Source organism: Frankia sp. QA3 (assembly GCF_000262465.1).
Lineage (GTDB): Bacteria > Actinomycetota > Actinomycetes > Frankiales > Frankiaceae > Frankia.
Genome location: NZ_CM001489.1, coordinates 514,133 through 538,861 on the forward strand (window position 1 = coordinate 514,133; position 24,729 = coordinate 538,861).

18 protein-coding genes and 3 pseudogenes are annotated in these 24,729 nt (G+C 71.2%); 15 read left to right on the forward strand and 6 right to left on the reverse strand.

What is annotated here, in order from left to right; translation table 11 throughout:
• Positions 1-258, reverse strand: a pseudogene (locus FRAQA3DRAFT_RS36540) (PE family protein); the annotation flags it as partial.
• Between the two features lie 302 nt (positions 259-560).
• Between FRAQA3DRAFT_RS36540 and FRAQA3DRAFT_RS02105 the strand changes: the two are divergent.
• The 3 genes from FRAQA3DRAFT_RS02105 to FRAQA3DRAFT_RS02115 all read left to right on the forward strand — a co-directional run bounded on the left by FRAQA3DRAFT_RS02105 (position 561) and on the right by FRAQA3DRAFT_RS02115 (position 2,508).
• A complete protein-coding gene (locus FRAQA3DRAFT_RS02105; RefSeq protein ID WP_009737416.1) occupies positions 561-1,232 on the forward strand; it encodes a cyclase family protein in 672 nt (223 codons plus the stop codon).
• 111 nt (positions 1,233-1,343) lie between these two features.
• A complete protein-coding gene (locus tag FRAQA3DRAFT_RS02110; protein ID WP_232291875.1) occupies positions 1,344-1,949 on the forward strand; it encodes a TetR-like C-terminal domain-containing protein in 606 nt (201 codons plus the stop codon).
• Between the two features lie 7 nt (positions 1,950-1,956).
• The gene (locus tag FRAQA3DRAFT_RS02115; RefSeq protein ID WP_232291876.1) at positions 1,957-2,508 is read left to right on the forward strand and encodes a hypothetical protein; all 552 of its coding nucleotides are present in this window, start codon (positions 1,957-1,959) and stop codon (positions 2,506-2,508) included.
• A gap of 36 nt (positions 2,509-2,544) precedes the next feature.
• Here the strand turns inward: FRAQA3DRAFT_RS02115 and FRAQA3DRAFT_RS02120 are convergent, their stop codons facing one another.
• Positions 2,545-2,961, reverse strand: a complete 417-nt coding sequence (locus tag FRAQA3DRAFT_RS02120) for an ester cyclase (RefSeq protein ID WP_009737419.1) — start codon at positions 2,959-2,961, stop codon at positions 2,545-2,547.
• Positions 2,962-3,155: 194 nt separating this feature from the next.
• Between FRAQA3DRAFT_RS02120 and FRAQA3DRAFT_RS02125 the strand changes: the two genes are divergently transcribed.
• Both FRAQA3DRAFT_RS02125 and FRAQA3DRAFT_RS32290 read left to right on the forward strand, forming a co-directional pair.
• Positions 3,156-4,187 carry a daunorubicin resistance protein DrrA family ABC transporter ATP-binding protein gene (locus tag FRAQA3DRAFT_RS02125; RefSeq protein ID WP_009737420.1) on the forward strand — a complete coding sequence of 344 codons (1,032 nt, stop codon included), beginning with the start codon at positions 3,156-3,158 and terminating at the stop codon, positions 4,185-4,187.
• Entirely contained in the window at positions 4,184-5,044 is an 861-nt protein-coding gene (locus FRAQA3DRAFT_RS32290; protein ID WP_009737421.1) for an ABC transporter permease, read from the forward strand. Before FRAQA3DRAFT_RS02125 ends, FRAQA3DRAFT_RS32290 begins: the two co-directional genes overlap by 4 nt.
• A gap of 1,791 nt (positions 5,045-6,835) precedes the next feature.
• Here FRAQA3DRAFT_RS32290 and FRAQA3DRAFT_RS36545 read toward each other — a convergent pair.
• Positions 6,836-8,260, reverse strand: a pseudogene (locus FRAQA3DRAFT_RS36545) (BTAD domain-containing putative transcriptional regulator); the annotation flags it as partial.
• A gap of 291 nt (positions 8,261-8,551) precedes the next feature.
• Between FRAQA3DRAFT_RS36545 and FRAQA3DRAFT_RS02135 the strand changes: the two are divergent.
• From FRAQA3DRAFT_RS02135 to FRAQA3DRAFT_RS38340, 3 genes are all read left to right on the forward strand, one after another.
• Entirely contained in the window at positions 8,552-8,836 is a 285-nt protein-coding gene (locus FRAQA3DRAFT_RS02135; protein WP_035920477.1) for a hypothetical protein, read from the forward strand.
• 150 nt (positions 8,837-8,986) lie between these two features.
• Positions 8,987-9,448: a flavodoxin family protein gene (locus FRAQA3DRAFT_RS02140; RefSeq protein WP_009737423.1), complete on the forward strand. Its 462-nt coding sequence runs from the start codon at positions 8,987-8,989 to the stop codon at positions 9,446-9,448.
• 176 nt (positions 9,449-9,624) lie between these two features.
• Positions 9,625-9,771, forward strand: coding sequence for a hypothetical protein (locus tag FRAQA3DRAFT_RS38340; protein ID WP_369809388.1), 147 nt, complete (start codon positions 9,625-9,627; stop codon positions 9,769-9,771).
• 14 nt (positions 9,772-9,785) lie between these two features.
• Here the strand turns inward: FRAQA3DRAFT_RS38340 and FRAQA3DRAFT_RS37965 are convergent, their stop codons facing one another.
• Complete coding sequence (locus tag FRAQA3DRAFT_RS37965; protein WP_255346990.1) at positions 9,786-9,908, reverse strand: hypothetical protein; 123 nt, start codon at positions 9,906-9,908, stop codon at positions 9,786-9,788.
• Between the two features lie 261 nt (positions 9,909-10,169).
• On the reverse strand, positions 10,170-10,391 hold the full coding sequence (locus tag FRAQA3DRAFT_RS35675; protein ID WP_198287012.1) for a hypothetical protein: 222 nt from the start codon (positions 10,389-10,391) through the stop codon (positions 10,170-10,172).
• On the opposite strand from FRAQA3DRAFT_RS35675, the gene FRAQA3DRAFT_RS02150 reads away from it, so the two are divergent.
• From FRAQA3DRAFT_RS02150 to FRAQA3DRAFT_RS02170, 5 genes are all read left to right on the forward strand, one after another.
• Positions 10,372-11,901, forward strand: a complete 1,530-nt coding sequence (locus tag FRAQA3DRAFT_RS02150) for a metallophosphoesterase (RefSeq protein ID WP_035920480.1) — start codon at positions 10,372-10,374, stop codon at positions 11,899-11,901. The genes FRAQA3DRAFT_RS35675 and FRAQA3DRAFT_RS02150 overlap by 20 nt on opposite strands.
• A complete protein-coding gene (locus FRAQA3DRAFT_RS31145) occupies positions 11,898-13,298 on the forward strand; it encodes a DUF4474 domain-containing protein (protein WP_009737425.1) in 1,401 nt (466 codons plus the stop codon). The genes FRAQA3DRAFT_RS02150 and FRAQA3DRAFT_RS31145 overlap by 4 nt, the downstream gene beginning before the upstream one ends.
• A gap of 94 nt (positions 13,299-13,392) precedes the next feature.
• Positions 13,393-15,147, forward strand: a complete 1,755-nt coding sequence (locus FRAQA3DRAFT_RS02160; RefSeq protein ID WP_009737426.1) for a hypothetical protein — start codon at positions 13,393-13,395, stop codon at positions 15,145-15,147.
• A gap of 103 nt (positions 15,148-15,250) precedes the next feature.
• Positions 15,251-18,760 carry a hypothetical protein gene (locus FRAQA3DRAFT_RS02165; RefSeq protein ID WP_009737427.1) on the forward strand — a complete coding sequence of 1,170 codons (3,510 nt, stop codon included), beginning with the start codon at positions 15,251-15,253 and terminating at the stop codon, positions 18,758-18,760.
• The gene (locus tag FRAQA3DRAFT_RS02170) at positions 18,757-19,545 is read left to right on the forward strand and encodes an N-acetylmuramoyl-L-alanine amidase (RefSeq protein ID WP_009737428.1); all 789 of its coding nucleotides are present in this window, start codon (positions 18,757-18,759) and stop codon (positions 19,543-19,545) included. Before FRAQA3DRAFT_RS02165 ends, FRAQA3DRAFT_RS02170 begins: the two co-directional genes overlap by 4 nt.
• Before the next feature lie 102 nt (positions 19,546-19,647).
• On the opposite strand, the gene FRAQA3DRAFT_RS02175 is transcribed toward FRAQA3DRAFT_RS02170, so the two are convergent.
• Positions 19,648-22,512, reverse strand: a complete 2,865-nt coding sequence (locus FRAQA3DRAFT_RS02175; protein ID WP_009737429.1) for a LuxR family transcriptional regulator — start codon at positions 22,510-22,512, stop codon at positions 19,648-19,650.
• A 422-nt stretch (positions 22,513-22,934) separates the two neighbouring features.
• On the opposite strand from FRAQA3DRAFT_RS02175, the gene FRAQA3DRAFT_RS02180 reads away from it, so the two are divergent.
• Together FRAQA3DRAFT_RS02180 and FRAQA3DRAFT_RS02190 are read left to right on the forward strand one after the other, a co-directional pair.
• Positions 22,935-24,113 (forward strand): transposase domain-containing protein, encoded by a 1,179-nt coding sequence (locus tag FRAQA3DRAFT_RS02180; RefSeq protein ID WP_035920483.1) that lies wholly within the window; start codon positions 22,935-22,937, stop codon positions 24,111-24,113.
• Between the two features lie 293 nt (positions 24,114-24,406).
• Positions 24,407-24,646 (forward strand): annotated as a pseudogene (locus FRAQA3DRAFT_RS02190) (flavodoxin); the annotation flags it as partial.
• Positions 24,647-24,729 lie beyond the last annotated feature (83 nt).

The window sequence follows — 24,729 nt, forward strand, 5'->3', positions numbered from 1 at the left end:
CCCGGACGAGGGCGCGCCCGCCCCGGCGGGCGACGACGTCCCCGGGGACGCCGGGCGGGAGAACCCGACCGCCCAACCCGAACGGACCCCCGCGCCGAGGACCGTGCCCCCGTCCTCTCGGCCGGTGGCGCCGCCGCAGCTCCCGCTGCCGCGCACCCCGCCGGCCGCGCCGGCGCCGCGCCATCCGTCGGCACCGGCGAGATGGCCGCGGCATCCGTCGCCGTCCGCGCCGCCGCCGCGGCTTCCGGCGGAGTCCACGCCGCCGGGCGCCGCCCCAAGGCGGGTGCCCGCCCAGCGGTCACCCCTCGCGCGTCGGCCGCCTTGCCCCCGCCCGACGCTCGTCCCGCGCGGGCGCTCGTCGCCCGCCGGCCCGCCGCCCGCGCCGGTGACCGGCAACGACGGCTGACCGGTGCGCGCCCCGGCGCGGGCCGGCGGATCGGGTCGCTCCTGCGACCCCGCCGCCGCCCGCGCCGGGCAGGGACGTGGTTCGCCGGCCGCGGCGGAGGGACGGCGGTAGCGTGGCGGCACCGCAACCGTGCCGTGCACGCAAGGAGCGCGCCATGCCCGTCGGGGACCGCCGCATCGTCGACCTGTCCCATCCCATCGTCGACGGCATGGTGACCTACCCGGGCCTGCCCGGTCCGCGGATCACCACGTGGACCAGCCGGGCCGCGTCCGGGGAGCGGCTCGCACCCGGGGTGTCGTTCCACATCGCCGCCGTCGACCTCGTCGCGAACACCGGGACCTACCTCGACGCCCCGTTCCACTTCCACGCCGACGGCCCGGACGTCGCGGCGCTGGAGCTGGCCCGCCTGGTCGACGTGCCGGCCGTGGTGGTGTGGGCGTCCGGCGTCAGGGCCGTGGGCGCCGAGCTGCTGCCGGCCGCCGCCGACCTCGCCGGGCGGGCCGTGCTCGTCCACACCGGCCATGCCCGGCACTGGGGGAGCGAGGCGTACTTCGGCCCGGCGCCGCACCTGACCCGGGCGGCCGTCGAGGCCCTCGTCGCCGCCGGGGCGCTGCTGGTCGGCATCGACTCGCTCAACATCGACGACGTCGACGACCTGGCCCGTCCCGCCCATCAGGGGCTGCTCGGCGCCGGCATCCCGATCGTCGAGCACCTCACCGCCCTGGACGAGCTGCCCGCCGGCGAGCCAATCCGCCTCACCGTGCTGCCCGCGCCCGTGCGCGGCATGGGCACCTTCCCCGTGCGCGCCGTCGCCGTCGTCGGCTGACCGCGAACGTTCGTCGCCGCGCCGCCGGTCCGGGATGACGACTGCGCCGTCCGTGGCGTCGCACCGGTTTACGAGAACGCTGGTCCCGTATATAAAGAGGGCGTGCCGCGAGTGCGGGGTCGACCGAGGGAGAGCGCGGTCGACGCGCGGCTACTCGAAGCGGTACGGGCGCTGCTCACTCACAGTGACTACAGCCAGGTGTCGATCGCGCAGATCAGCGCCGCGGCCGCCGCCGGCCGCGCCGCGATCTACCGACGCTGGTCCTCCAAGCCGGAACTCGTGTTCGCCGCTGTCGTGCACGGGACGGAACTCGACGCCGAGCGCTTCGATCGCGGCGGCCTCTCCGCCGATCTGTCCGCCCTCGTCGAGCATGTCGTCGCTCTGCTGAGCACGCCGGTCGCGCGGCACGCACTGCCGGGCCTCGTCGCCGATCTGCAGGCCGATCCGGAGGCTCGACACGGCTTCCGCGCCCGGTTCGTCGCCGCCGAGGTCGAGCTGGTGGCGGGCATGCTCGCCCGCGCTCGATCTCGCGCCGAGCTCCGGCTCGACCATCCGATCAGTGCCCACAGTGTTCATGCGCATCTGCTTGGAATGGCCTGGGCCGAGGTCTTCCTCGTCGGCGGGGAACCGGACGCGCGAGCCATTGTCGACCGAATTTCGCGGTCGGTCCTGTCCACGCTGACTACTGTCGGAGCAGACGATGCCCACACTTCTTGAGACCACGATGCCGGTGTACCACTTCAGCGAACGGCACTCGCGCGTCCTCTCCGCCGAGCCGTCCCTCGTGTGGGACGCCCTCACCGGGCTGACCCTGGATCAACTGACCATCGCGAAGCCCCTGGTCATCCTTCGACACCTCGGGCGGCGGGATACCGTCACATCCAGGCCGTTGTTCACCGATGGACCGATCACCATCATCGAAGTCCAGGCGCCGCGCTACGCTCTCGGCGCGTCGATCGCGCGGCCGTGGCAGCGTACACCGAGCCGGGTCGAAGTATCCTCCCTCGAGGAGTTCGCAGCCTTCGACGAGCCGGGCTGGGTGAAATACCTCACCGACTTTCATCTACGCGGCCGCGCGACGGGCGCCGTCCTCAGCACCGAGACCCGCGGATACTCGACCGACCGCCTTACCCGCCGCAAGTTCGCTCTTTACTGGACGGCCATCCACGCTGGCAGCGCCATAATCCGCCGGGACATGCTGGCGACCGTCGACCGCATCAGCCGGCGGGAACAGGGCTGGAGACCTACCCCGGCCCGCGCCGACAGCCTGATGTAGTCGCGTGTGGCGCTTCGGCCGGCAGTCGCGTCTGCGTCAGGCGCCGGCGAGGCCGAGTTGGTGTCGTAGCGCCGCCTCGTCGGCGAGGGCCCAGTACTCGACGACCTTCCCGTCTCGCACCTTGACCATGTCCAGGCCGGTCACCTCGTAGCGACGGCCGGAGCCCGTGTGGGTGCTACGGAGCGTGTAACGGTTGACCGACGTGTCCTCCGTCGAGACGTTCTGCTCGATCGTCGCGGAGACGTCCTGGAACTCCTCATTCAGGTGCTCCCACTTCCTTCGCCAGGCGTCGATGCCATGATGGTCGCCCTCCTGGCCCCCTCGATGGTCGATCACGCCCGGGTCGATCAGTGTCAGTGCGTCGTCGAGCCGGCCGGCGAGAACCTCGCTGTACTTCTCGACGACACGACGGTGGACGTCAGCCGCGTTCGATCTAGAAGACGACCAAGGCAACCGGACGCTCAGCCTCCTGTCCTGACGCCTGCCTGGCGCCGCGGCCCGCGCCGCCGGCCGAAGGCGGGTGAAACCGGTGTGTAGGGGCGGTGATACCGCCGTTGTCTAGCGTCCTGTCAGCGCGCCCGCCCCCTTCGGGCTGCGACGCTTTTTCATCCCCACCGCCTTGCCCGCATCTTGTGGAAGGAAGACGTGTGACAACGATGCCCGCGGTCCAGGCCGGCGGCCTGGTCAAGAGATTCGGCGACGTTCGCGCCGTCGACCAGATCGATCTCGAGGTGCGTCACGGCGAGATCTTCGGTGTGCTCGGGCCCAACGGCGCCGGCAAGACGACGATGCTGAAGATGCTGGCCACGCTGTTGTCGATCGACGGCGGCCGGGCCGAGATCTTCGGCGTCGACGTCGCCGCCGAGCCCCACCGGGTCCGCCAGCTCATCGGCGTGACCGGCCAGTACGCCTCCGTGGACGAGGACCTCACCGCCGCTGAGAACCTGTGGCTGTTCGGCCGGCTTCAGGGCCTGCGCTCGGCGGACGCGCGGGCCACCGCGCGCCGGCTGCTGGAGCAGTTCGGTCTGGGGGAGGCTGCCGAGCGGCGGATCTCGGCGTTCTCCGGCGGGATGCGCCGCCGCCTCGACCTTGCCGCCTCCCTCATCACCCGGCCGCCGCTGATCTTCCTGGACGAGCCGACGACCGGCCTCGACCCGCGCACCCGCGGGCAGATGTGGGACACCATCCGCGAGCTCGTCGACGACGGCTGCACCGTCCTGCTCACCACGCAGTACCTGGACGAGGCCGACCAGCTCGCCGACCGGGTCTGCGTGATCGACCACGGCCGCAAGGTCGCCGAGGGCACGCCGGACGAGCTCAAGACCCAGGTCGGCGACTCGACCCTGCAACTTCAGCTCGCCCCCGGGGCCGATCAGGCGCTCGCCCGCGCGGTGGTGCGCCGCGTGCTCGGCGAGGAGCCGGTCACCACCCCCGAGTCCGGCCGGCTGAACGTTCCGCTCGACGTCGCCGACCGGGCCGCCGACGTGCTGATCGCGCTGCGCGAGGCCGCCGTCGCGATCGCCTCGGTCAGCGTCGCCAAGCCGACCCTCGACGAGGTCTTCTTCGCCCTCACCGGCCACGGCACCGCGGCCGGTCCCGATGCCGGCGGTCCGGCCGGAACCGTCCCCGGCCAGGACACGCCCAGCCTCGACGACACCACCACGGAGAGGGCCCGATGAACACCGTTCTCGCCGAGCCGACCGCCGCGCGCCGTCCGCGCTCGGCCCCGGCCACCGACCCGGCCGCCGCCGTCGCCCGCACACGGGCCCGCCCCGGGGTGGGGGGCACCCTCACCCAGACCTTCGCGATGGCGTGGCGGGCGTTGAAGAAGATGCGCCGCAACCCGGAACAGTTCTTCGACGTCGCGCTGCAGCCGCTGCTGTTCACCGCGATGTTCGCCTACGTGTTCGGCGGCGCGATCTCCGGCGACGTCCACAGCTACCTGCCGCTGCTGATCCCCGGCATCGTCGCCCAGACGGTGCTCACCACCTGCATGGCCACCGGGACGCAGCTGCGGGAGGACATGGACAAGGGGGTCTTCGACCGGTTCCGGTCGCTGCCGATGTCCCGGATCGCACCCCTGGCCGGCCCGATGATCGCCGACCTGGTCCGGTACCTGATCGGGGCGAGCCTGACCTACCTGATGGGCCTCATCCTCGGCTACCGACCCGGTGGCGGGGTGCTCGGCGTGCTCGGCGCGATCCTGCTGGCGGTCCTCACCGGCTGGGCGATCGCCTGGGCGTTCACCTGGATCGGCACGGTCGCCCGCAGCGCCCGCGGCGTGCAGGGGATCTCGATGATGATCCTCTTCCCGCTGACCTTCCTGTCCAACGCGTTCGTGCCGTCGAGGACGATGCCGGGCTGGCTGGAGACCTTCACCAAGGTCAACCCGGTGTCACATCTCGTCTCCGCCAGCCGGGACCTGGCCAACAACGGCGTGCTCACCGGGCAGGTGGGCTGGACGCTGCTCACCGGGCTCGCCGTGGTCGTGATCTTCATGCCGTTGTCGGTCGCCAGCTACAAGCGGCACCTGTGACCCGTGGCCCGGCGCTACGTCGTCGAGCCGCCCGGCCAGCCGTTCGACGAGGACACGCGCCTCGTCGAGCAGCTGCGCCGGGCGCCGAGCGTCGTCGGCCGTCCGGGCCGCCGGGAGAGCCCCGGGCGCCCGGCGCTCGGCGAGCGCCTCCACCCGCGTCCAGCCCAACGACGGGATCGTCGCGAGGTAGGAGAAACGCTGCGCCAGCGCGAGCAGCTCCACCGCCTCCCGCACCGTCGTCCCTGCCGGGCGGCCGTCGCGAAGGCCCCAGGCACCGAGGGCGAACAGCACCGTTCCGCACGCCGGATAGTCGATCGCGCTATCGCCGCGCCGCATCACGTCGACGCACCGGCGGAGACTGGAGCGGAACAGGTCGTGGCCGGCGGCGAGCTCGTCGGCGGTGGTGGCGTGCCAGGTGAACGCGGCCAGCGCCACCGCGTCCCCGACGAGCGCCCAGGGCTCGACGCCGGTCGGTTCGACGCCGGGCCACCGCATCGCCCGCAGCCCCTGCGCCGCCTCCAGGTAGCGGCGCAGGCCGCCGGCCGCGTCGCCGCGGGCGAGGGCGAGCTCCGCCCGGCCGATCGCCGCCATCATCGGACCGCTGTGCGGCGTGTCGCTGGGCGGGCCGATCCGGGCGAGGTGCTGCTCGGCCGCGTCGAGCCGGCCGTCGTTGATGGCGTCGAGCGCCAGCAGTACCCGCAGCTGCGCGACATCGTCGCGGGCGCCGAGCCGCTCCAGGACCGGCAGGGCCGCCCGGGCATGGGAACGGGCGGCCGGCAGATCCCCGAGCTGCATCGTCAGTTCGGTGAGACGCGTGTGCATCAAGGCCGCCAGCCACGGCCCGTCCCGCGGCGCGGCCAGTGCCAGCGCCCGGCTTGCGGCCGTGGCCGCGGCCTGCGCGTCGCCGGCGTTCTCCCGCTGATGGGTCAGCCACACCAGAGCGTAGAGGCGGGTGTGCCGGTCGGGATCGTCCGCCAGCCGCGCGAGCCGCGTCTCGACGTTCGCGACCGGCGCCACCGGGGCGAGGGCGAGCAGCACCCGCGTCGCACCGACCAGCGACGGATCGTCCGCCGTCTCGGGGGTCAGCCGTGCCAACAGGTCGCGGACCTGCGACGGGAGAACCCCGTCACCCATGAGGATCGCGGTTCTCGCCACGGCGGTCCCGGCGGCCAGCGCCGCCGGGACCAACCTGGGCGGCGGTGTCCAGTCGGACAGCACCGCGGTGACCGCGTCGATCAGCGTCATCATCCGGACGTGCTCGCCGCGGATCGTCCAGAACAGTTCGAGCACCGTCACCAGCCGCGCGACCGTCTCGGCGTCGTCGCCGGCCAGCGCGGTCCGCAGCTCGTCGGCGATGTTCGTCTCCTCGGCGGCGATCGCGTCGATCGCCGCGAACTGCCGCTCGGTGGACAGCTCCCCGCCGTGTCGGGCCGCGTGGCCGACCGCCCAGTCCCGCTGGGCGCGGCGCGCCGACGCCTGCTCGCCGGCCTCGGCCAGCCGTAGCCGGCCGAACTCCCGAACCGTCTCCAACATCCGGTAGCGCACCCCGCCGGCCGACTCGCGCACGCTCAGCAACGACTGGTCGACGAGGTTCTGCACCGTGTCGACGGGATCGCAGCCGTCAGCGGGAGCGGGGACGGCGAGGACCTCCTCCGCCGCCTCGAGGGTGAAACCGTCCGGGAAGAGCGCCAGCCGGCGCAGCGACCGCCGCTCCGGCTCCGCCAGCAGGTTCCATGACCAGTCGATCACCGCGAGCAGCGTGCGGTGGCGGTCCGGGGCGGCCCGGTCCCCGCCGCGCAGCAGGGTGAACCGGTCCGCCAGCCGCCGGTCGACGTCCTCCACCGACATCGCCCGGACCCGCGCCGCCGCCAGCTCGATCGCCAGCGGAAGCCCGTCGAGCCGGTCGACGATCCGGCCGATCACCTCGCGGTCGAGCCGGACGGTGGGGCGGGCGGCGGCGGCGCGCTGGCAGAACAGCTCGATCGCGTCGGCGCGGGCCAGTTCCCCGAGCTGGTAGACCCGCTCGGCGCCGATCGCCAGCGGGGCCCGGCTGGTCGTGAGCACCCGCAGGTCGGCGGTGGTCGCGACGAGGAAGGCGACCAGCTTGGCGACCTCGGCGACGAGGTGCTCGCAGTTGTCCAGCAGCAACAGGCCCGGCCCCCGGGCGAGCCGCGCGGCGATGCGGGCGCGCAGGTCGGCGCGCTGCGCCGGGGTCAGCGCCCGGCGGTCGCCGATCGAGTCGCGCACGCCGAGCGCGGCACCGATCTCGCCGAGCAGATCCTCGGGCGCGGTCACCCCGACGAGCTGGACGACATGCACCACCGGCAGCGCGCTGTCCCGGGCGAGCAGGTAGGCCAGGCGGGTCTTGCCGAGACCGCCCGGCCCGACGATCGACACCACCCGGGACCGGTCCAGCAGTGCCCGCAGCTCGTCGACGTCGCGCTGGCGGCCCAGCAGGGGGGTGGCGTCGTACCGGATCCCGGCGCGGACGGGCGGCTGGTCGAGGGCGAGCAGCTCGCGCTGGATCCGGGTCAGTGTCTCCCCGGGGCCGGTGCCCAGCCGCTCCCGCAGGTCCCGGCGGTAGCCCTCGAAGCGGTGCAGGGCCGCCCCGGGCCCGCGCACCGCGGCCTCGCTGCGCAGCAGTTCGGCCAGCAGGCCCTCGTCGTCGGGCCGCTGCGCGTGGGCCGCCGCCAGCAGCGGGAGCGCCTCGGGGTGCCGGCCCGTCCGGCTCGTGGCCCGGGCCAGCAGCAGCCGGGCCGCCGCCAGGTCGCGGCCGGCCGCCCGGCGGACGTCGGCGAGCGTCCCCCGATCGTCCGCCGGCACCGGCGGCAGCGGCGCGCCGAGCTCGAGCGCCTCGCGGGCCCGCTCGGCGGCGGCCCACGGATCAGCCGCGACGAGCCCGGCGGCCTCGGCCACCAGCTGGCCCAGCAGGCAGCTGTCGACCTGCGTGGGCGGGAGGCCGAGCCGGTAGCCGTCGCCGTCGCGCACCACCGCGCCGGCGCCGCAGGCCGCCCTGGTCCGGGAGACGACCACCTGCAGCCCCTTGGCCGGGTTGGCCAACGGCTCCCCGCACCAGATCAGCTCGACCAGCTGCCGCGACCGCACCGGCCGCCCGTGCTCGGACGCCAGCGCTGCCAGCAGCGCCTGCGGCCGGTCGCCCGCCACCGGGGCGCCCTCCCAGCGCACCCCGTCCAGGAGGGTGAGGCTCACGACCACGCTGATCAGTCTAGGTCGGCCGACCGCCGACGGCCCGGCCCGCGGCGGACCGCCACCGCCACTGCCGCCGCCACCGCTACTGCCGTCACCGCCGCCGAGTCACGGCTGCTACTACTGCATGACCAACCAGCCCGGACGCTGCCGGGGCGTGACCGGCTCCGGCCGCCCGATCGACGCGCTCATCACGAACTGGTACTGGCCCGGCTCGCCGATCGAACCACTGAGGTCCGGGAGGAAGTCTGGGAGGGCCAGGCGGCGCTCGACGCCGCCGAACGCAAGATCGCCGAGCTGATGACCGCCTACGACCGGGATGAACTCGGCGGGGCCTGCGTCTTCCCCCGCGTGCGGGAGAAGGAAGCTGAAATCGCGACGTTGCGTGAGGACCAGATGGCCTGGCTGCGGTCGCGGACCGGCCCGAGTACGACCAACGTCGCCGAGTCCTGGCCGACCCTGGAGGTAGAGCAGCGGCGGGCCATCGTCGAGACCGTGATCGAGGCCGTGGTGCTCAGGCGGCCGATACCGGGCGGCAAAAAGAGCATCTTCAACCCGGACCGGCTCGAAGTGGTCTGGAAGTGACACTCGCTGCGGCGAGCTGATGATCCACATAGGGTACGAGGCCATCGGCTTCGCGCCCTGGGGCGTGTTCCCTCGCGGAGCACACCCTTTCCCTTGGGTGGCGCCGATCTGGCGGCGTAAGGCCGTGCACCGGGTAGTCGGGCCAATAGCATGGCGTCGATGCCGACGCTCTTGATCGTCCGCCACACTCCGTCGCCGTCCATGCAGGCGATGCTGGAGGCGGTGCTCGCTGGCGCCAGGGACGAGGCGATCGAGGGCGTAGAAGTGGTGGTCCGGCCAGCCCTGGCCGCCACGGCGGTTGATGTGCTGGCCGCCGACGGCTACCTGCTCGGGACGCCGGCCAACATCGGCTACATGTCAGGGGCTTTGAAACACTTTTTTGATCAATCCTATTACCCCTGCTTGGAAGCAACCATCGGTCGGCCGTACGCCCTCTACGTCCACGGTGGCTCTGACACCACTGGTGCGGTCCGGAGCGTAGAGACGATCGCCACCGGCCTGAAGTGGAAGCGCCTGCATGAGCCCGTGACAGTGATCGGCACGCCGGACGCGAGGGACCGCGAGGCCTGTTGGGAGCTGGGTGCCGCTACCGCCGCGAGCCTGATGCCGTAGCGGACGGGGGCGGAGTGGTGGCCGTCCGCACCGATCCGGTCGGTCGCGGAAAGTGACATCTCCGTGACCAGGGCTCGGCACATTTCTGCGACCAGATCTACTATCCGCGCCTTGATGTAACCGTCGGTCGTCCGTACGCCTTGTACGTCCACGGGAATAACGACACGACAGGAGCCGTGCACGCTGTGGAGTCGATCGCGACCGGCCTGCGCTGGAAGCGGCTGCGTGATCCGGTCATCGTCATCGGCGCCCCCGACCCGGCCGCCCGGGAAGCCCGCTGGGAGCTCGGCGCGACGGTCGCGGCCAGCCTGATGCCCGCGTGACCTTGAACAGGCTGTTACGGGGCGGGTTCGTCGATTGTCAGACCGACGTCGAACAGCCCGCGCAGGCTCTGCGGCGTCGACACGGAGTAGTCGATGAGCGTGTCATCGATGTCAAAACTGACTGCCCGCACGGTCATATGTCGTCACCGGACCACTCAAGACCTGATCGTCGATTCCTACCGAGTGTCGTCGGGTGGGGGAGGGGTGTGCTGCCGCGCCGCCTTCGTCGACGTTGGGGTGGGATGTGGGTTCGTGGTCGTTTCGGCGGGCGCGACAGGCCGGTAGCAGCGCTGACCTAACGGACCGGCGGCCGTGACGCGGTGCCGGTGCCGGTGATTCCGGCGGGCTCGTTTCCGGTCCCTTCTGGGACATCTCCGCGGTTACCTCGGCCGCCTATGTCAGCGGTCGGGTGTCGGCCGGCATTGCGCAGCGCCGCATTGCCGTGAACCATGTGAAGCGTCGGCCGGGCCGACACGAAGGTCGCCGAAGAATGTTTCCAAATACTCGTCGATGGCGCCTTCGGGCACGCCAGAAATCTGTCGGAAAGAAGATTCCATCATGCCCGCAAACACGTCATCAAGAACGCCGAACTCTGGTCGCGTGGCGGTTCTCAGTGACATTCATATCGGCGACAACACGCCGACGGTCTGGTATCAGCGCAGCGTCCACGAGCCGTATCTCGTTGCCGCACTCGACTGGATCGTCGCCCACGCCGAACAGTTCCAGGAGGTCGTCCTGTTGGGCGACATCATCGACACCTGGACCTACCCGCCGTCCGTGCGACCGCCGTCGATGGCGGCGATCATCGAGGCGAACCCGGAGGTACTCGGGCCGGCGGGGGCGCTTTCCCGGGTCGTCGACGCGGTCGGCACGGTGACCTACGTGCTCGGCAACCACGACGGCACGGTGACCGCCGCTGACCTCGACGTGCTGCGCGCCGCGGTCGGCCCCCTCCAGCTCGGTGAACCCGTGCACGTGCGCACCGGCCGTACCGGAAAGCGGACGGTCTTCAGTCACGGACACCACTGGGGCATGTTCAACGCACCCGACCCGGCCTCGCGCTGGGACACCCTGCCCGTCGGGCATTTCGTGACCCGGGCCTTCTCCCATCTGATGGCCGGTTACCTGGCGCCCGGTCAGACCGTCGCCGACTTCAAGAACCAGGGATACCCGGTCGGTTTCGACATCGGACGTTTCCTGGCTTCGCTGGGCACAACGCGGCGGCGCAATCTCGCTGATCTGCTGCTGACCTACGTGGTGAAGGCCAGCGGCCTGTCGGAGGTCGAACCGATCATTCTGCCGGACGGCAGCGAAACGACAATCGGTGAGGCCAGGGTGGTCTACGCCGACCTGTTCACCCGCTGGGCGGCGCGGGAGGGCAGCAGGGCCACGGCAGCCCGCGCCGCGCTGGCCGACGACAAGGGCGACCACATGGCCTGGTTCGCGCAGCGACTGGCTCTGGAGCACAGCGCGGACCTTGTCGTCTTCGGCCACACGCACGTCCCCATCGGGGGGCTGAGGGTCTCGCCGATCCGCTATGTCAACAACGGCTTCGCATGCGGCTCGGTGCCCGACAACGCGACGAAGGAGTTCACCTTCACCGTCGTCGACCTGGCGGGATCATCCACCGACGGGCCCACGGCGGACACCCGCGCGGCCGAGGACCGGCCGTCGGCCCAGGTGATGAAGGTTGATCACGCGACCGGTGCGGTGTCGGTTGCCGCGCCCCGGACGCTGCCCTCGGTGGTCCTCGCCCCCGCGATGGACTTCTCCTGCTACGTCCGGATCCACAACGACAGCCCCGCGCCGCTGCGGCTGCAGCGATCCAGCGCCACCGACGGCCACTGGGTCGTGCCGCCACCGGCGGAGATTCCCGTCGGCGGTCGCGGTGACGCCTGGCTGCAGGACCACGGCGGGCCAGCCGGCAGCGCCGGCGCGTTCAGCTATCGCGGCGCCGGAGCGGAGCTGCCGTTCACGGTGGGCTGCCCGACGTTCGGCGCCAACCACGCCGCCGGTGCGGGCGGCGCGTTCGTCGCCCGGACCGGCGCGGGCAAGCTCGGTGCGGCCGGGAAGGTGCCGGCCAGCGGTCATCCCCTCGAGGTCATCTTCACCGTCGGCGGTCAGCCGTGAGCCCGGCGGGGACCTGGCAGCCGACGTCGGCGCTGGCGCACGCCGTTGACGCGGCCGGCTTCCGCTACGACCCCGACCAGGACATCATCTACTCGCGGATGGACGCCGCGCAGCGCGACCTCGGCTACGCCGCCGGTTACGACGCCGCCGCGCTGGGGATCAGCGCCAACCTGCACTGCGAGCCGATCTTCTTCGACCACGCCGGTAAACACTGGATGATCGAACTGTGGAAGGGCCAGTACGGCCTGGAGACCGGCTGCGAGATTGGGGTCTACACTCGGCCGATCGGCTCCGGCGGTCCGGTCTACGCGCTGCTCGACGCGACGGTCGGCCGGCGGGTCGGCGACGACGTCGCCACGCACAACCTGTTCTACGACGGTGCGGCCGACGCCGACATGCTGACGATGTCCGCGACGCTGGTGCGCCACGGCGAGCCGGTGTTCACCCGCGGCCCGGAACGACACTGGTGGCTGACCGGTTTCCGGTGGGGCCTGCTGTCCGACCCCGCGGACCTGTCCGTCCGGATCTCGATCACCCTGCTGAACGAGGCGATGCTCGCCGCGTTCACCGCCGCGATCGCTGACCGGCCGTATCCGGACCTGCGGGTCGACGGCACTACGGTGTCCTTCACCTTCGCGACGCCGTTCGCCGGCCAGCCACCCCGACCGCAGGCCGTCGTCGAGCGGGTCAACCGGGCCAACGAGGCGATCGTCCGCGCCTACGCCGACCTGCCGCACACCGGCAACGACCCCAATGACATCCAGGCCGACATCCTGCGCGTCGTGGGTCTGAGCCGGCTGCATCGCCGCGACCAGCTGGGGCGGACGGTAGGCCAGCTCGCCGTCGAGGCAGGCCAGTCGATGGGCACCGTGGTGGACGTGTTCACCCGGCGGTTCGGCGTCGCGGCGAGCACCGTGGTGGACTGGCTCAGCGGCGCGACATCCGACTTCGCGACCTGGGTGGCGGCGACCCAGGACTATCTCGGGCTACCGCTGAATTTCACCTGCTACGTCGAGATCGACAACACCCACGGCGCCTCCGATCTGCTGCTCACCGGCCACCGCGCGACCCACGGCTCGTTCGTCGTCGGCCCGCCGGCGTGGATCGGGAAGGGGACGACCGCCCGGCTGGTGCTGCGGGACCCGAAACCCAGCATCCACGGCTCCGCTGGAAGCGTCACCTACGCGTACGCCACTGCCGACCTGGCGATGACATCCGTGGACCTGTCCTTCGAGTGCCCGACCTTGAACCACCACAACGCGGCCACCGCCAGCCGGTCGGACTGGGTGACCTGGGCGAAGTCCGGCGACGCGGGGCGGCCGTGGCGGACCTCGGCGCCCGCCCGGGGACATCCGCTCTTCGTCAGCTCCGTGATCGGCGGCGGCCGCCCGGCCTGAGGCCTGCTGGTGGTCCGCACCGCACTGATTCCCCACCCCCCCCCGCATTCTTTCCGGCCCATACCGCACGTCCACCCACCTGAAAGGGAAGGTCATGAGTTACCGCCAGTCCGCCCTCTCCTCGAACGTGCCGACCAACGACTTCGACTACGTCGTCGCCGTCACCGAGGCGAGTGTCAACGCCGCACTCGCCGAATACCTGTCCAGCGACGGCTTTCAGCACGAAAACCCGCTGGTGGATCTCTACTTCGTGTATCCGAAGGTCACGAAAGGCGGGCAGAACGTCCAGGTCGACCGGAATCCCGTCGCCATCGACCGGGACTCCCTGCTGGCGAAGGCGAACGGCACCGACCCGTTCACGGTCCCCGACGGCACCGACAGTGACGACCCGGGGGTGCAGAGTCTTCAGCAGGCGGGTTTCGCGTTCGCGGTCCGCGCCCGCCTCGGCATCCCGTCGGTATACCAGGGAGCCGCGGCGCCGCCGCTGCCACCGCTCGTGGTGCTGAAGCCCGGCAGCTCGTCGGTGACCTATCGCATGACCTTCGCCGAATTCACCATGACCACGCTGGCCTACGGCCCATGGGGCGCCCAGTGGGTGAGCCTGTCCCAGCCGGACAGCCAGCCGTGGACCCTTGTCGGCGATGTCAACCTCGATCTCCAGGCCGCGGCGGCGCGCGAGGTCCCGCAGGATGTGCTGAACACGCTGAAAGCACTGTCCGACGACCCTTTCAGCATCCAGGAGCTGTACCTCAACCTGAACAGTTTCGCACTGGAGGGCGTGTTTGCCTTCGATGACTCAAGGGTCCCGAAGGGTGCTCCCATCAGCACCTTCATGAACAGCAACTTCGTCGCCTCCTACCTGGCGGGCGGAGCGCAGAGCAACGTGCTCCTCGGCTACGCCGTCAAACATGAACCGGATGCGGAGCGGCCCTCGATCGCGGTCACCGACGTCAATCATTTCGCGCCGAACAGTACGGGTGCTGCGCCCAGGATGCTGAACTACCTGTGCGCCACCAACGGGCATCAGCTGCCGGGTATCAGCTACGCCAACTTCGGCTGGAACTGGCTCGAGGCCGGCGAGGCGCAGGATCGCGACGGCGTTCTGGCGCTGAACCGGCGGACGTTCGCCGAGTATCTGGACCGGTCTGCCAACGGAGGCTCCTCGCTGGCTGACTATGTGGCCGCGAACTGCTACCAGCCGCATGTGAAGCTCGGTACACACCTGGCCGAGGCGACCTTCGCGAAGCCGAAGATGACCCCCGGGCAGCAGCCGACCCGCACCATTCCGGCGTCGGGCGACACCCTGCTCGCCTACTCGTTCGCGGCGCAGGACTCCGACCGGGCCGGCAGCAACGGCGCGCTGGGCGAGATGAAACTGTCGACTACCTACGACCTGCAGGTAACCGTCCAGCGTGATCCGGGGCTGAGCGCGGCGTCGCCGGCCACCCGGATCGTCGTCACCCAGCATCTGCTGGCCGCGCTCTACACGAGGAAGCTGCGGACCGAGGCCCGCGCCAACGTCGTGGACAAGACCATCACCGACACCTACACCATCGGTGTCAATGCTGCCGGCCACATCGAACTGAGTGGTCCCGTCTCGCAGATCGTCGACAACTCGAAGAACCCGAAGGCGAACGGGTTCCTCAACTTCTGGTCGGACGTGCAGAGCGTGTCCGATATGGCTGCCGCCTGCGTCAGTGCCTGCGTCGCCACCAGCTTCCATGACGTGCGGCTCGCCGCGTTGCAGACCTTCGTCTTCCCCGGCGGAAAGACGTTCATGTTCTCCGATGTCGGCTACTCGGACACGCGGGACCTCGTCGCCCATATCACCTACCGGGATCCGTCCTGACCGTCATCACCCCGGTCTGAACCTGACGCACCTGCCGTATCTGTCGGAACGGGCGGCGGCGGACCGTCGCCGCCCGTTCCCCTCCGAAAGCATCGATGCTGCCATGAGAATCTCCGCCGAGTCCGAGCTGATGCCGAACCACCGCCAGGCCATGGTCCTGGCACCGGACCGTTCCTTCCAGGCCGTGCCCACCGTCGACGGCGACGCGTTGTTCTTCTCCATCGGCACCGACAACGTCCTCTACCTCACCCGCGAGGTGATCGGGACAGCCACCGGCTGGGATCGTCTCGACCTCAGCAGCGGACTGTCAGCGAACCACGGCGGCGCGCCGATCCGGGTGCGGACGTTCGCCGTCGCCCAGAACCCGCGGACCCGGGCCGTCGACCTCGCGCTCGTCGTCACCGTCGACGGTGCGGACCAGCTGTACCTCTCCCTGGATAACGCCAACACCGCCGACGCCTGGGCGCAGGCCGTCACCTGGAAGCCGGCACACTGCGATGCCCCGACCGTGGCACAGCCGCTGACCATCGCCGGCGTCACACTGCAGAGCCTGCCGGCGCGGACCGGCGGCGGTACCGACCAGAACATCATCGTCGACGTGGTCCGCAGTCCGGGCGATTCGCTGCGGCTGCTGGATCGCTACTACATCCGCCCCGGTTCCACCCCGGGGTGGAACCGCCAGCGCCTGCCCGCGGACCTCGCGGCGGGCACCATCACCAGCGCGCCGGGACGACTCGGACGTAACACGGTGCCCGGCCGGTACACCCTTGGGATGATCGCCGGTACTCCGGAACTGCTGTTCACCCCGCAGTACAACGCCTTCCAGCCGTCTGCCGCCCCGCACGGGATCCAGCTTGGCCTGCCCGCCGACGCGACGGCGATCGCCTCGGTGGTGACCGGCGACGGCATCAGCATGCTGTTCGTCGCGGGCGGCGACGGACTGTACCTGTACCCGGCCGGCGGGCAGAGCGACGGGTCCACCCCTGTCCGCGTCGCGGGCAGTCCGCTGCTCACCGGGGCGGCCACCCTCGTCGCCGCCGGCGACTCCACCCGGACCTCGGTGTGGTTCCTTGGGCCGCAGGGCGTCCTGGCCTACCTGAGCTGTCCGGCCGGACGGGAGAGCGATCCCGCTGCGTGGACGACACCGACGCCGCTGCTGCCCGCTGTCAGCGCCTTCGCCTGCTATCTGGACGGCGCCGGAAACCACCGGCTGTTCGCCCACGTCGGCGGCCAGCGGCTGGTGTGCCTCAGCCAGGATCCGGTCACCAGCGAATGGTGGGAGCGCAACATCGCGCTGCCTGCGGCCGACCCGAACGCCGTGATCGTCGAGTCCAGCTACACCACCCAGGTCACGGTCACCGAGGACGACGGGCGGGTCGCCCCGAACCGGACGGTCACCGTCACCGCGTCGAGTCCGGTGGGCGTGTACCTCGACGACGGGTATCGCCTGCTGTCCCCGACGACGCCGATCACCGTGAGCACCGACGAGACCGGCACGCTCACCATCGTCCAGGAGGTCCGTTCGCTGGCGGCGGCGAACCTGCGGGTGGCGATCGCCGATGCCCCGGCCGTCGTCGCCGAGATCAACCCGACCGATCGGATCCGGACCGGGCTGGATACGGTCCGCGACGGGTCGGACCTACGCGCAGTCATGATCACCGACGCCGACGGAACAACCCGGCCGCTGGTGTCACCCGAGGTGGCCACGGCGAACTCCGATGCGGTGGCGGCCTGCCTCACCCAGTTCGTCGGGCTCCTGCCCGACCCGGTCAGCCCCGCTGCCCGCAGCCTGTCCGCGACCGCGCACCCGGCGGCCCGGCAGATCCAGGCCGCCGCGGCGGGACTGGCCGGCGGGCCGGTCGGTCGGCTGGGACCGCCCACCACCTGGGGCATGTCCTTCGACGGGGGGCACTTCGCGCTACATGGAGCCGACCACGCGATCCACGCGCTGGGTGGACACGCCGCCCGCGCGACTCCCCTCGCCCGGCCGGACGTCGGTTCGTCGCTCGTCACAGCGGCCGGGGACCTGTTCGCCTGGCTGGGGAACGCCTACGACCAGGTCGAAAGCTTCGTCGTGACCGAGGCGGGCGGCGTGCACCGGTTCCTCGCCACCATCGCGGGTCAGGTGTACAGCGCGCTGCTCGACTCGGTCGACGCCGTCCTGCACGCGGTCGAGTTCGTGTTCGCTCGGATCGGGATCCAGTTCGAGGACCTGACCCTGTGGCTGGGCACGGTGTTCGTCTGGCCGGACATCGTGCGCACCCACCGGGTGGTGAAGAACATCGTTCGCCGGTACCTCACCGTCTGCGTCGACACCCTCGACGACGCCGGCGTCCCGCTGCACACCGCGCTCGCCGACGTGCGGCGCTTCGTTGCCGGCTGGGCCGGGTCCGGTTCGGCGCTGCCGCCGAACCTGGCCGGTGCAACGATGGGCGCCGCGCTTGCCAGCGTGGCGCCGGCGACCGGACCGGGCGGGCTGGGCGGGCTGGGCGGGCCGCAGGCCAGTTGGGGCCTGCGTCAGCTGCGTGCCGGGCTGGCCGGCGGCGGCAGTACCGGCCTGTCCGACCCGCCGATCGGCGGCGACGTCCCGGCGATGATCCAGCCGTTGGTCGACGCGCTGATGATGGAACAGGACATCCTGCGGCACACCGGTGACCGATTCCGAACCCAGGTCATCGACCGGATCGACACGATCCCGCTCGATCAGCTGATCGAGTCAGCCGTCGCGGTGATCACCGATGCCCTGCTGGCCAGCGTCGACACGGTGCTGGCGGCTGCGCTGAAGGTGCTGGCGTCGCTGCTGCGAGGGGTGCAGGTCGACCTCGACGCTCGACTCGACATCCCGGTCCTGTCCGGGGTCTACCGGCAGGTGACCGGCGAGCGGCTGAGCCGGCTGGACGCGGTGTGTCTGGCGGCGGCGATCCCGATCATCGTCGGATCCGGGGCCGCCGCGGGCACCGCGCCCTTCCCGGCCGATGCGACCACTACGGCGCTGATCGACGCGCCGGACTTCGCGACGATCCGGCAGATCTGCGCGTCGAACGGCGCCGCGACCGCCGTGACCGCACTGGCCCTGACCGGCGGCATCGCCGCCACCGTGGGTGCGGCGATGCTGAGCGTGTCCACGCCGCTGGCGGCGAAGAACCCGACGAGCACGCTGCCACCGCTGATCGACGCCCTGGCCCGTCCGCTCGCCCTGTTGCCCGAGATCGTCGGCCAGCTCACCGCCGCCCCCGACGACGCCTGGTGGTCGACGGCGCACCGGACAATCCTGAACCTGACCCTGGTGAAGTCACTGGCTGATCTGCGCATCGCCAAGGCGCCGGACATCATGAAGGCACGCAGCATCTGGGCGTCGGTCTCGCCCTGGCTGGAGTTCGCCCTCGGTGTGCTCGGCCAGGTACCGACCACGGCGGCGATCCTCGACCCGCCGCAGCCGACACCGGCGGACCACCTGCGGTTCTGGGATCGGACCTGCGTGCACAGCAGCGCGATGCTGGCACCGGCGCTGACCTTCGACGACGAACCGGTCACCTTCGCCGTCGTGGTAGGGCTGGCCAGCGTCCTCACCATGGCGCACGGCGTCCTGGCGTGTGCGGCGGCAACCCGATGACCGCGGTTCACTACCCGCCGGCCTGGCTCCGACCGGTGGGTAACGTCGGCGGCGCGATGGCGACACCGATCCTCGGACTCATCCCGCACGTCCAGGTCGGGACCGGCTCGCTGTTCTCCTGGTTCAACAACCCGGCCAGTAAGGTCAGTGCCCATCTGTGGCTGTCCCGAACCGGTGCGATCGAGCAGTACGTTCCGTTCGACCGGCGGGCGTGGGCCGAGGCGGCGGGCAACCCCTACTGGATCTCGTGCGAATGCGAGGGGTACGACACCGAGGATTACACGCCGATCCAGATCGTCCGGTTGGCGGAGCTTTTTCGGTGGGGAATGCACGAGTTCGGCTGGGAGCCGCGGATCACCGATTCGCCGGCTCGGGGTGGCCTCGGTACCCATCGGATGGGCGGCGCACTCTGGGGTGGCCATTCCTGCCCGGGTGACATCCGGGCGAACCGTCGCCGCGACATCCTGGCCCGGGCGGTGAGCGCGCCGCCGCCCACCGACCGGTGCGAGCGGTTCGTGGGGCGGCCCACCCTGCGATCGAACGCGGTCGGCTCGAATGTCACCGATCTCCAGCAGGCGCTGAACATCGTCTTCGCCGGTGCCGGTGCCGGTGTCGGCCACCTTGACCCGGATGGCAGATACGGCCCGCGTACCACCGCCCAGGTGGCCGCGCTGCAGCGCTACGTCTCGCCCTGGTTCGGTCGCATCGACGACGACGGTGTCTGCGGACCGGCGACCTGGCAGAAGCTCGGTCATGTTCTCACCGGTCTGGAGACCGCCGCCTGAACGCGAAGGCCGGCAAGGTGCACGGCGCCGACGAGGGCGGCGCGGCGCGGTGGGTGTATCCGCCCGCGCCGTCCCATCGGCTGGGCCGAGGCCGGTCGGCGGCTAACGCAGTCCTCGCTGTCCGAGTACTGACGGTTTCGGCGGTCCGGACAGCGCCGGCCCGCAGGCGAACTCACCGGCGGCCAGCTGGGCCGCAAGCTGGGTGCGGGAACGCACCCCGACCTTGCGGTAGGTGCGGCTGAGATGGGCTTCCACCGTCTTCTCGCTGAGAAAGAGCTGCTCGGCGATCTCGCGGTTGGTGTGCCCGTCCGCGGCGAGACACGACACCGAACGTTCGGCCGGGGTGAGCGTATGCAGGCCCTGGGTAAGCCCGCGCGGGACCTTCCGGCCGTTGTCGGCCAGCAGTGCGTGCAACCGTCCGGTCATCCGATCGGCGTGGCAGCGGGCGGCCAGTTCGGCGCCGCGGGTGAGTGCTTCGAGGCCCGTGCGGGCCGGCCCGATGTCCAGCAGGATCCGGCCGAGTGCCTCCAGCGAGCGGGCCAGTTCCAGCCGGGCCGGACTGAGCTCCAGCAACTCCACCGACTCGTGCAGCAGCTTTGCTGCCGTGTCCGGAGCTTCGAACAGCGCGGACACCCGCAGGCCGACCCCGATATGCCGGGCCATGCCAAGATCATGGGCCAGCCGGAGATGCTCGGCCACCAGCGACCGGCCCTGGTCCCGGCGGCCCAGCCGGGCGCAGGCGGTGGCCGCGAGCAGCCGCCAGGGAACCTCGTCGCAGGTCCGATCACCGCCCCAGGGCTGATGCAACTCGCCCCAGCGCAACGCCTCAGCCAAGACGACATCATGGCGTCCCTGCGCGGCCCGCAGCCCGATCCGCGCGCCCAGCAGCCACATCTGCAGCAGGCTGCGGGTACCGGGTGACGCGCCGAGGTCCTCGGCGTCGAGGGCCGCCTGCGCGCCGGCGAGGTCGCCCTGCTCGACGAGCAGGTTCACCTGGGCGGCGTGCAGGATGGGCAGGGCGAAGTTCGGCGGATGCAGGTCCGTTAGGCCGATGCGGACATGTTCGTCGGCGGCGCGCAGGTCACCGCGCAGCAGTGCCACCCGGGCCCGGAAGCCGTGGGCCAGGGCATGGGAGATCAGCAGGCCGCGGCGCAGGCAGACCTGCGTGGTCCGGTCGAGGTGACGTTCGGCCGCGGTCAGCCGGTCGGTGGCGATCAGCGCCATGACCGCCGACCACAGGGCCGACCGTTCCGGCGGCAGATCGCCGGCCAGGGCGCGCTCGGCGAGGTCCCCGGCATGCTCCACCGACCCGTCGAAGGCCGCGTCGAGCGCGAGGTTCGCCGCGACGACCGCGGTGCTGGCGTCCCGCCGCCGCTGGTAGGAGGCCAGCCAGGTGGCCACCTGCCCGCGCCGGCGGGCGTCCAGCGGGGCGATGCCGATCAACTCGGCCTCCACGGCGGTGGCCAGACCTCTCCCGTCTGGCTCGGACCCGAGCAGGTCCAGTGCCTCGACGAACAGATCGGTGGCTTCGCCGGGCAGGCCCATGGCCAGTCGGACGCGGGCCAGATCGCCGGCACACACCGCGCGCTGCGCCGCATCGGCGGCGAGGGCCATCGCCTCGCGCAGATGCTCGTCGGCGGCGGTCAGCGCCAAGTCGTAGGTCTCGCTGACGCCGAGCAGCCGGCTGACCTCCGCGCGGATGCCCGGCGGCGGTGGTTCCAGCCGGGCACGGCGCAGGTAGATCGCGGCGGTGGCCGGCGATCCCTGCCGGTGCGCGTCGTGGGCCGCGGCCAGCAGCAGATCCACCCGGTCGGTCCGCGCAGCCGGATCGGTGCGCATCAGATGTGACGCGATCCGGGCCGGCTCGGCGCCGTGGTCCGCCAGCATCCGGGCGGCACGATCGTGCGCGGCGCTCTGCGCCGCCCGCGGCAGCAGCGAACCCACCACCTCGGCGATCACATCATGGACGAACGCCGGCGGATCGGCGCAGGCGAGGATCCCCGCCGACGTGAGCTGGTGTGCCATCCGGGAGGCCAGGTCGACGCGCAGACCGGCCTGGCCGGCGATCATCGTCAGCGGGGAGTCGTCGCCGAGGATCGCCACGGCGCCGGCGACCGCGGTGGCGGCGGGTGGCAGCCTGGCCAGCCGCCCGACCACCTCGCGGCGCATCGCCACCGGGCCGGCGGTGCGCACCGCCGGGACCGACGCCGCGGACGGCGTCGTCCCGGCCACGGCCAGGATCCGCAGCAGCTCCCGGAGGAAGAAAGGATTTCCGGCGGTGACCTCATGGCAGGAAGTGCAGAACACCGGGTCGGCCGGCGCCCCGAGGCTGCGCCGGACCAGCTCGGTGACCCCGGCAGCGCTGAGGCTGCGCGGCTCGAGCAGGGTCGTGTCCGCGCTGAAGAGCAGGGACTCTACCGGGCTACCGACCGCCACCGGCCGTGTCCTGCTGGCCAGGATCGAGGCGACCGGAGTCGCCTCGATGCGATGCGCGAGGAACTCGAGAAACCCCTTGGAGGACCTGTCGATCCACTGCACGTCGTCGATCAGCAGCACCACCGGCTGTCGTGCACTGAGATTCACCAGGAACCAGTACAGGCTGTTGAGCAGCAGAAAACCGGACGGTGCGGCCCCGGCGCCGTCGGCGGCGCCGGTGAGGATGGTCCGGGCGGGTGCCGCGGCACCGAGATACAGCTCGTTCTCGGTTTCCCACGGGTCGGCTGACACCCGTTCGAACAACTGCCGGACGACCCCGAAGGTGAACTCGCGCTCCAGTTCTGAGCCGCGCGCCGAACACACCTGAAAGCCGCGCTCACGGGCGCGATCTCCGGCATGCCGCAGCAGCGCCGACTTACCCATTCCGGAGGCCGCCTCGATCATTGCGAAACGACCCATCCCGCACTCCAGATCGCGCAGCAGGCCATCAAGAATCGCGATTTCACCGTCCCGTTCCAGTAGGCCATTCATCGTGTCACCCTGCCCGCTCCTCGTCGATATCGGCCCGCCCTCGGATGCCGTCCCGCAACTCCTACCACAGGATTTGTCGGCTGGCCTCAATGACGCGATGTCCCCATCCTGACAGGCATACCGATGATGGTGCGGGCCATCTTCGACGACGGTTGCCACCGTTGTGTCCTTTTCGTCGCACGTCCGGTCGACGGGATGCTGGAAATTCCCCGGCCCGCCTGATTCCAGTCGGCCGGCTGCCGCCATCGGGGGCAAACAAGGGGTTCCCCTGACGTCGCCCCGGGCACCGCGAACCTATTGTCCTCGGCGGCTTCGCAGAATGCTGAATTCTCTCATCCCTTTTTGTGTGGCGCGTTGGAGGTACTGCCATGACCCGACCTGGACCGGGTGGCGACATGTTGGGTCGGCGGATATCCGATGTCATGGCCGTCTGGCTGCTGCTGCGCATGTTTCCAGCCAGGGTGGTCGACCGGGCAGTCGAACAGTGCGGTCGTGGTGGGCAGCGCAACCGTCTGCTGCCGCCCCGGGTCGTCGTCCACTTCGTGCTGGCGATGTGCCTGTTCCCGGGCTGGAGTTACCCGGAGATCGTGAAACTGCTGGCCGAGGCCGAGGCCGAGGCCGGGGTCCGCGGCGGACTGCCGGTGACGCCGTCGGAACTGCCGACGACCGCCGCCGTCAGCCGGGCCCGCGCCCGACTCGGCCCCGACCCGCTCAAGGTGCTTTACCACGACGCCGCCCGAATGCCTGCCGGCGGTCCGGGCTCGTTGCTGGCCGGAGCCGGGCAGTTCGAATCGGCCGGCCGCCTGGATGAACCCCGAGAACACCGGCGCCGAACCGTCACTCTCGACGTCACCGCGCTGACCCTGCCGGACAGCCCGCAGAACCTGCGGCAGTTCGACGGGTCGCGACCTCCACATGACACCGGATCCCGGCCGCAGGCCCGACTGGTCGGTCTGACTGTCTCCGACAGCCGCCGGGTGCTGGATGCCACCGTCGGGTCGACAGCCGGCCTTGCCCCGGCGACCGCACAGGTGCTGGCCGGGATGCTGCGGCCCGCGGATGTGCTGATGGCCGACGGCGCCCTGGTGAGCCCGGCGGTCCTCGCGCACCTTCGCCGTGCCGGCGTCGATGTGCTGTGGCGGGTCGACGGCACCGCACCGGCCGGGCCGGATCACCTTCCGGACGGGTCCTACCTGTCCACTGTCGCCGTCGGGCCCGGATCCGCCGGGCACACGGTGGTGCGGGTGCTCGGACCCGCACCGGACGCGGTACCCGACATCGTCGTCGACCCACCGGGATATCTGGTCACCACGTTGCTGGACCCGCATGTCGGGCCGCGCGACGCCCTGCTCTCCCAGTACCTCGGCCGCTGGACGATCAGGGATGCGCTGGGTGCGCCATGGCCCGGCTCCCACCGCGGTGCACACAGTCTTCGCTCGCGCTGGCCCGAGGGCGTCGAGCAGGAACTGTGGGGCGTGCTGCTGGTCCAGCATGCCCTCCGGATGCTGACACCGTCGGCGACCGAGGCCATCCGGTTCGGCGGTGCGCAAGCGCGCCCCGGTAACGCCGTTTCCTCCGGACCGTCGCTCACCCGTCGGTGAGGGGCTTCGGGCGAATCCCGGCTCGCTACGTTCACGGCGGCTCCGACAGCACGGACGCGGTCCGCAGCGTCGAGACGATCGCCGCGGGCCTGAAGGGGAAGCGGCTACGCGAGCCGGTGACGGTGCTCGGCGCGCCGGATGCCAACGATCGAGAGGCATGCTGGGAGCTTGGGGCCACCGTCGCCGCAAGCCTGATGCCGTAGCCGACCGGTAGCTCCGCCTCGTGGTCGCGCGTCCCGTCCGGTCCGAGGGGTAGTTACGGGGCGCGATGTCTTCGTGACCAGGGTTCGGCACATTTCTGCGACACTGTCTACTATCCGTGTCTTGACGCTACGGTTGGTCGTCCGTGCGCCTTGTACGTCCACGGGAATAACGATACGACAGGAGCCGTGCACGCTGTGGAGTCGATCGCGACCGGCTTGCGCTGGAAGCGGCTGCGTGATCCGGTCACCGTCGTCGGAGCCCTGGACCCGGCCGCCCGGGAAGCCTGCTGGGAGCTCGGTGCGACAGCGGCGGCGAGTCTTGTGATGTAGGTGCCCGCAGCGGCGACTCGGGGCGGCGGCGGGCAGATGTTTCTGGCAGGCGGACCAGCGCTGACGCCGCAGCGTTCGGCGGT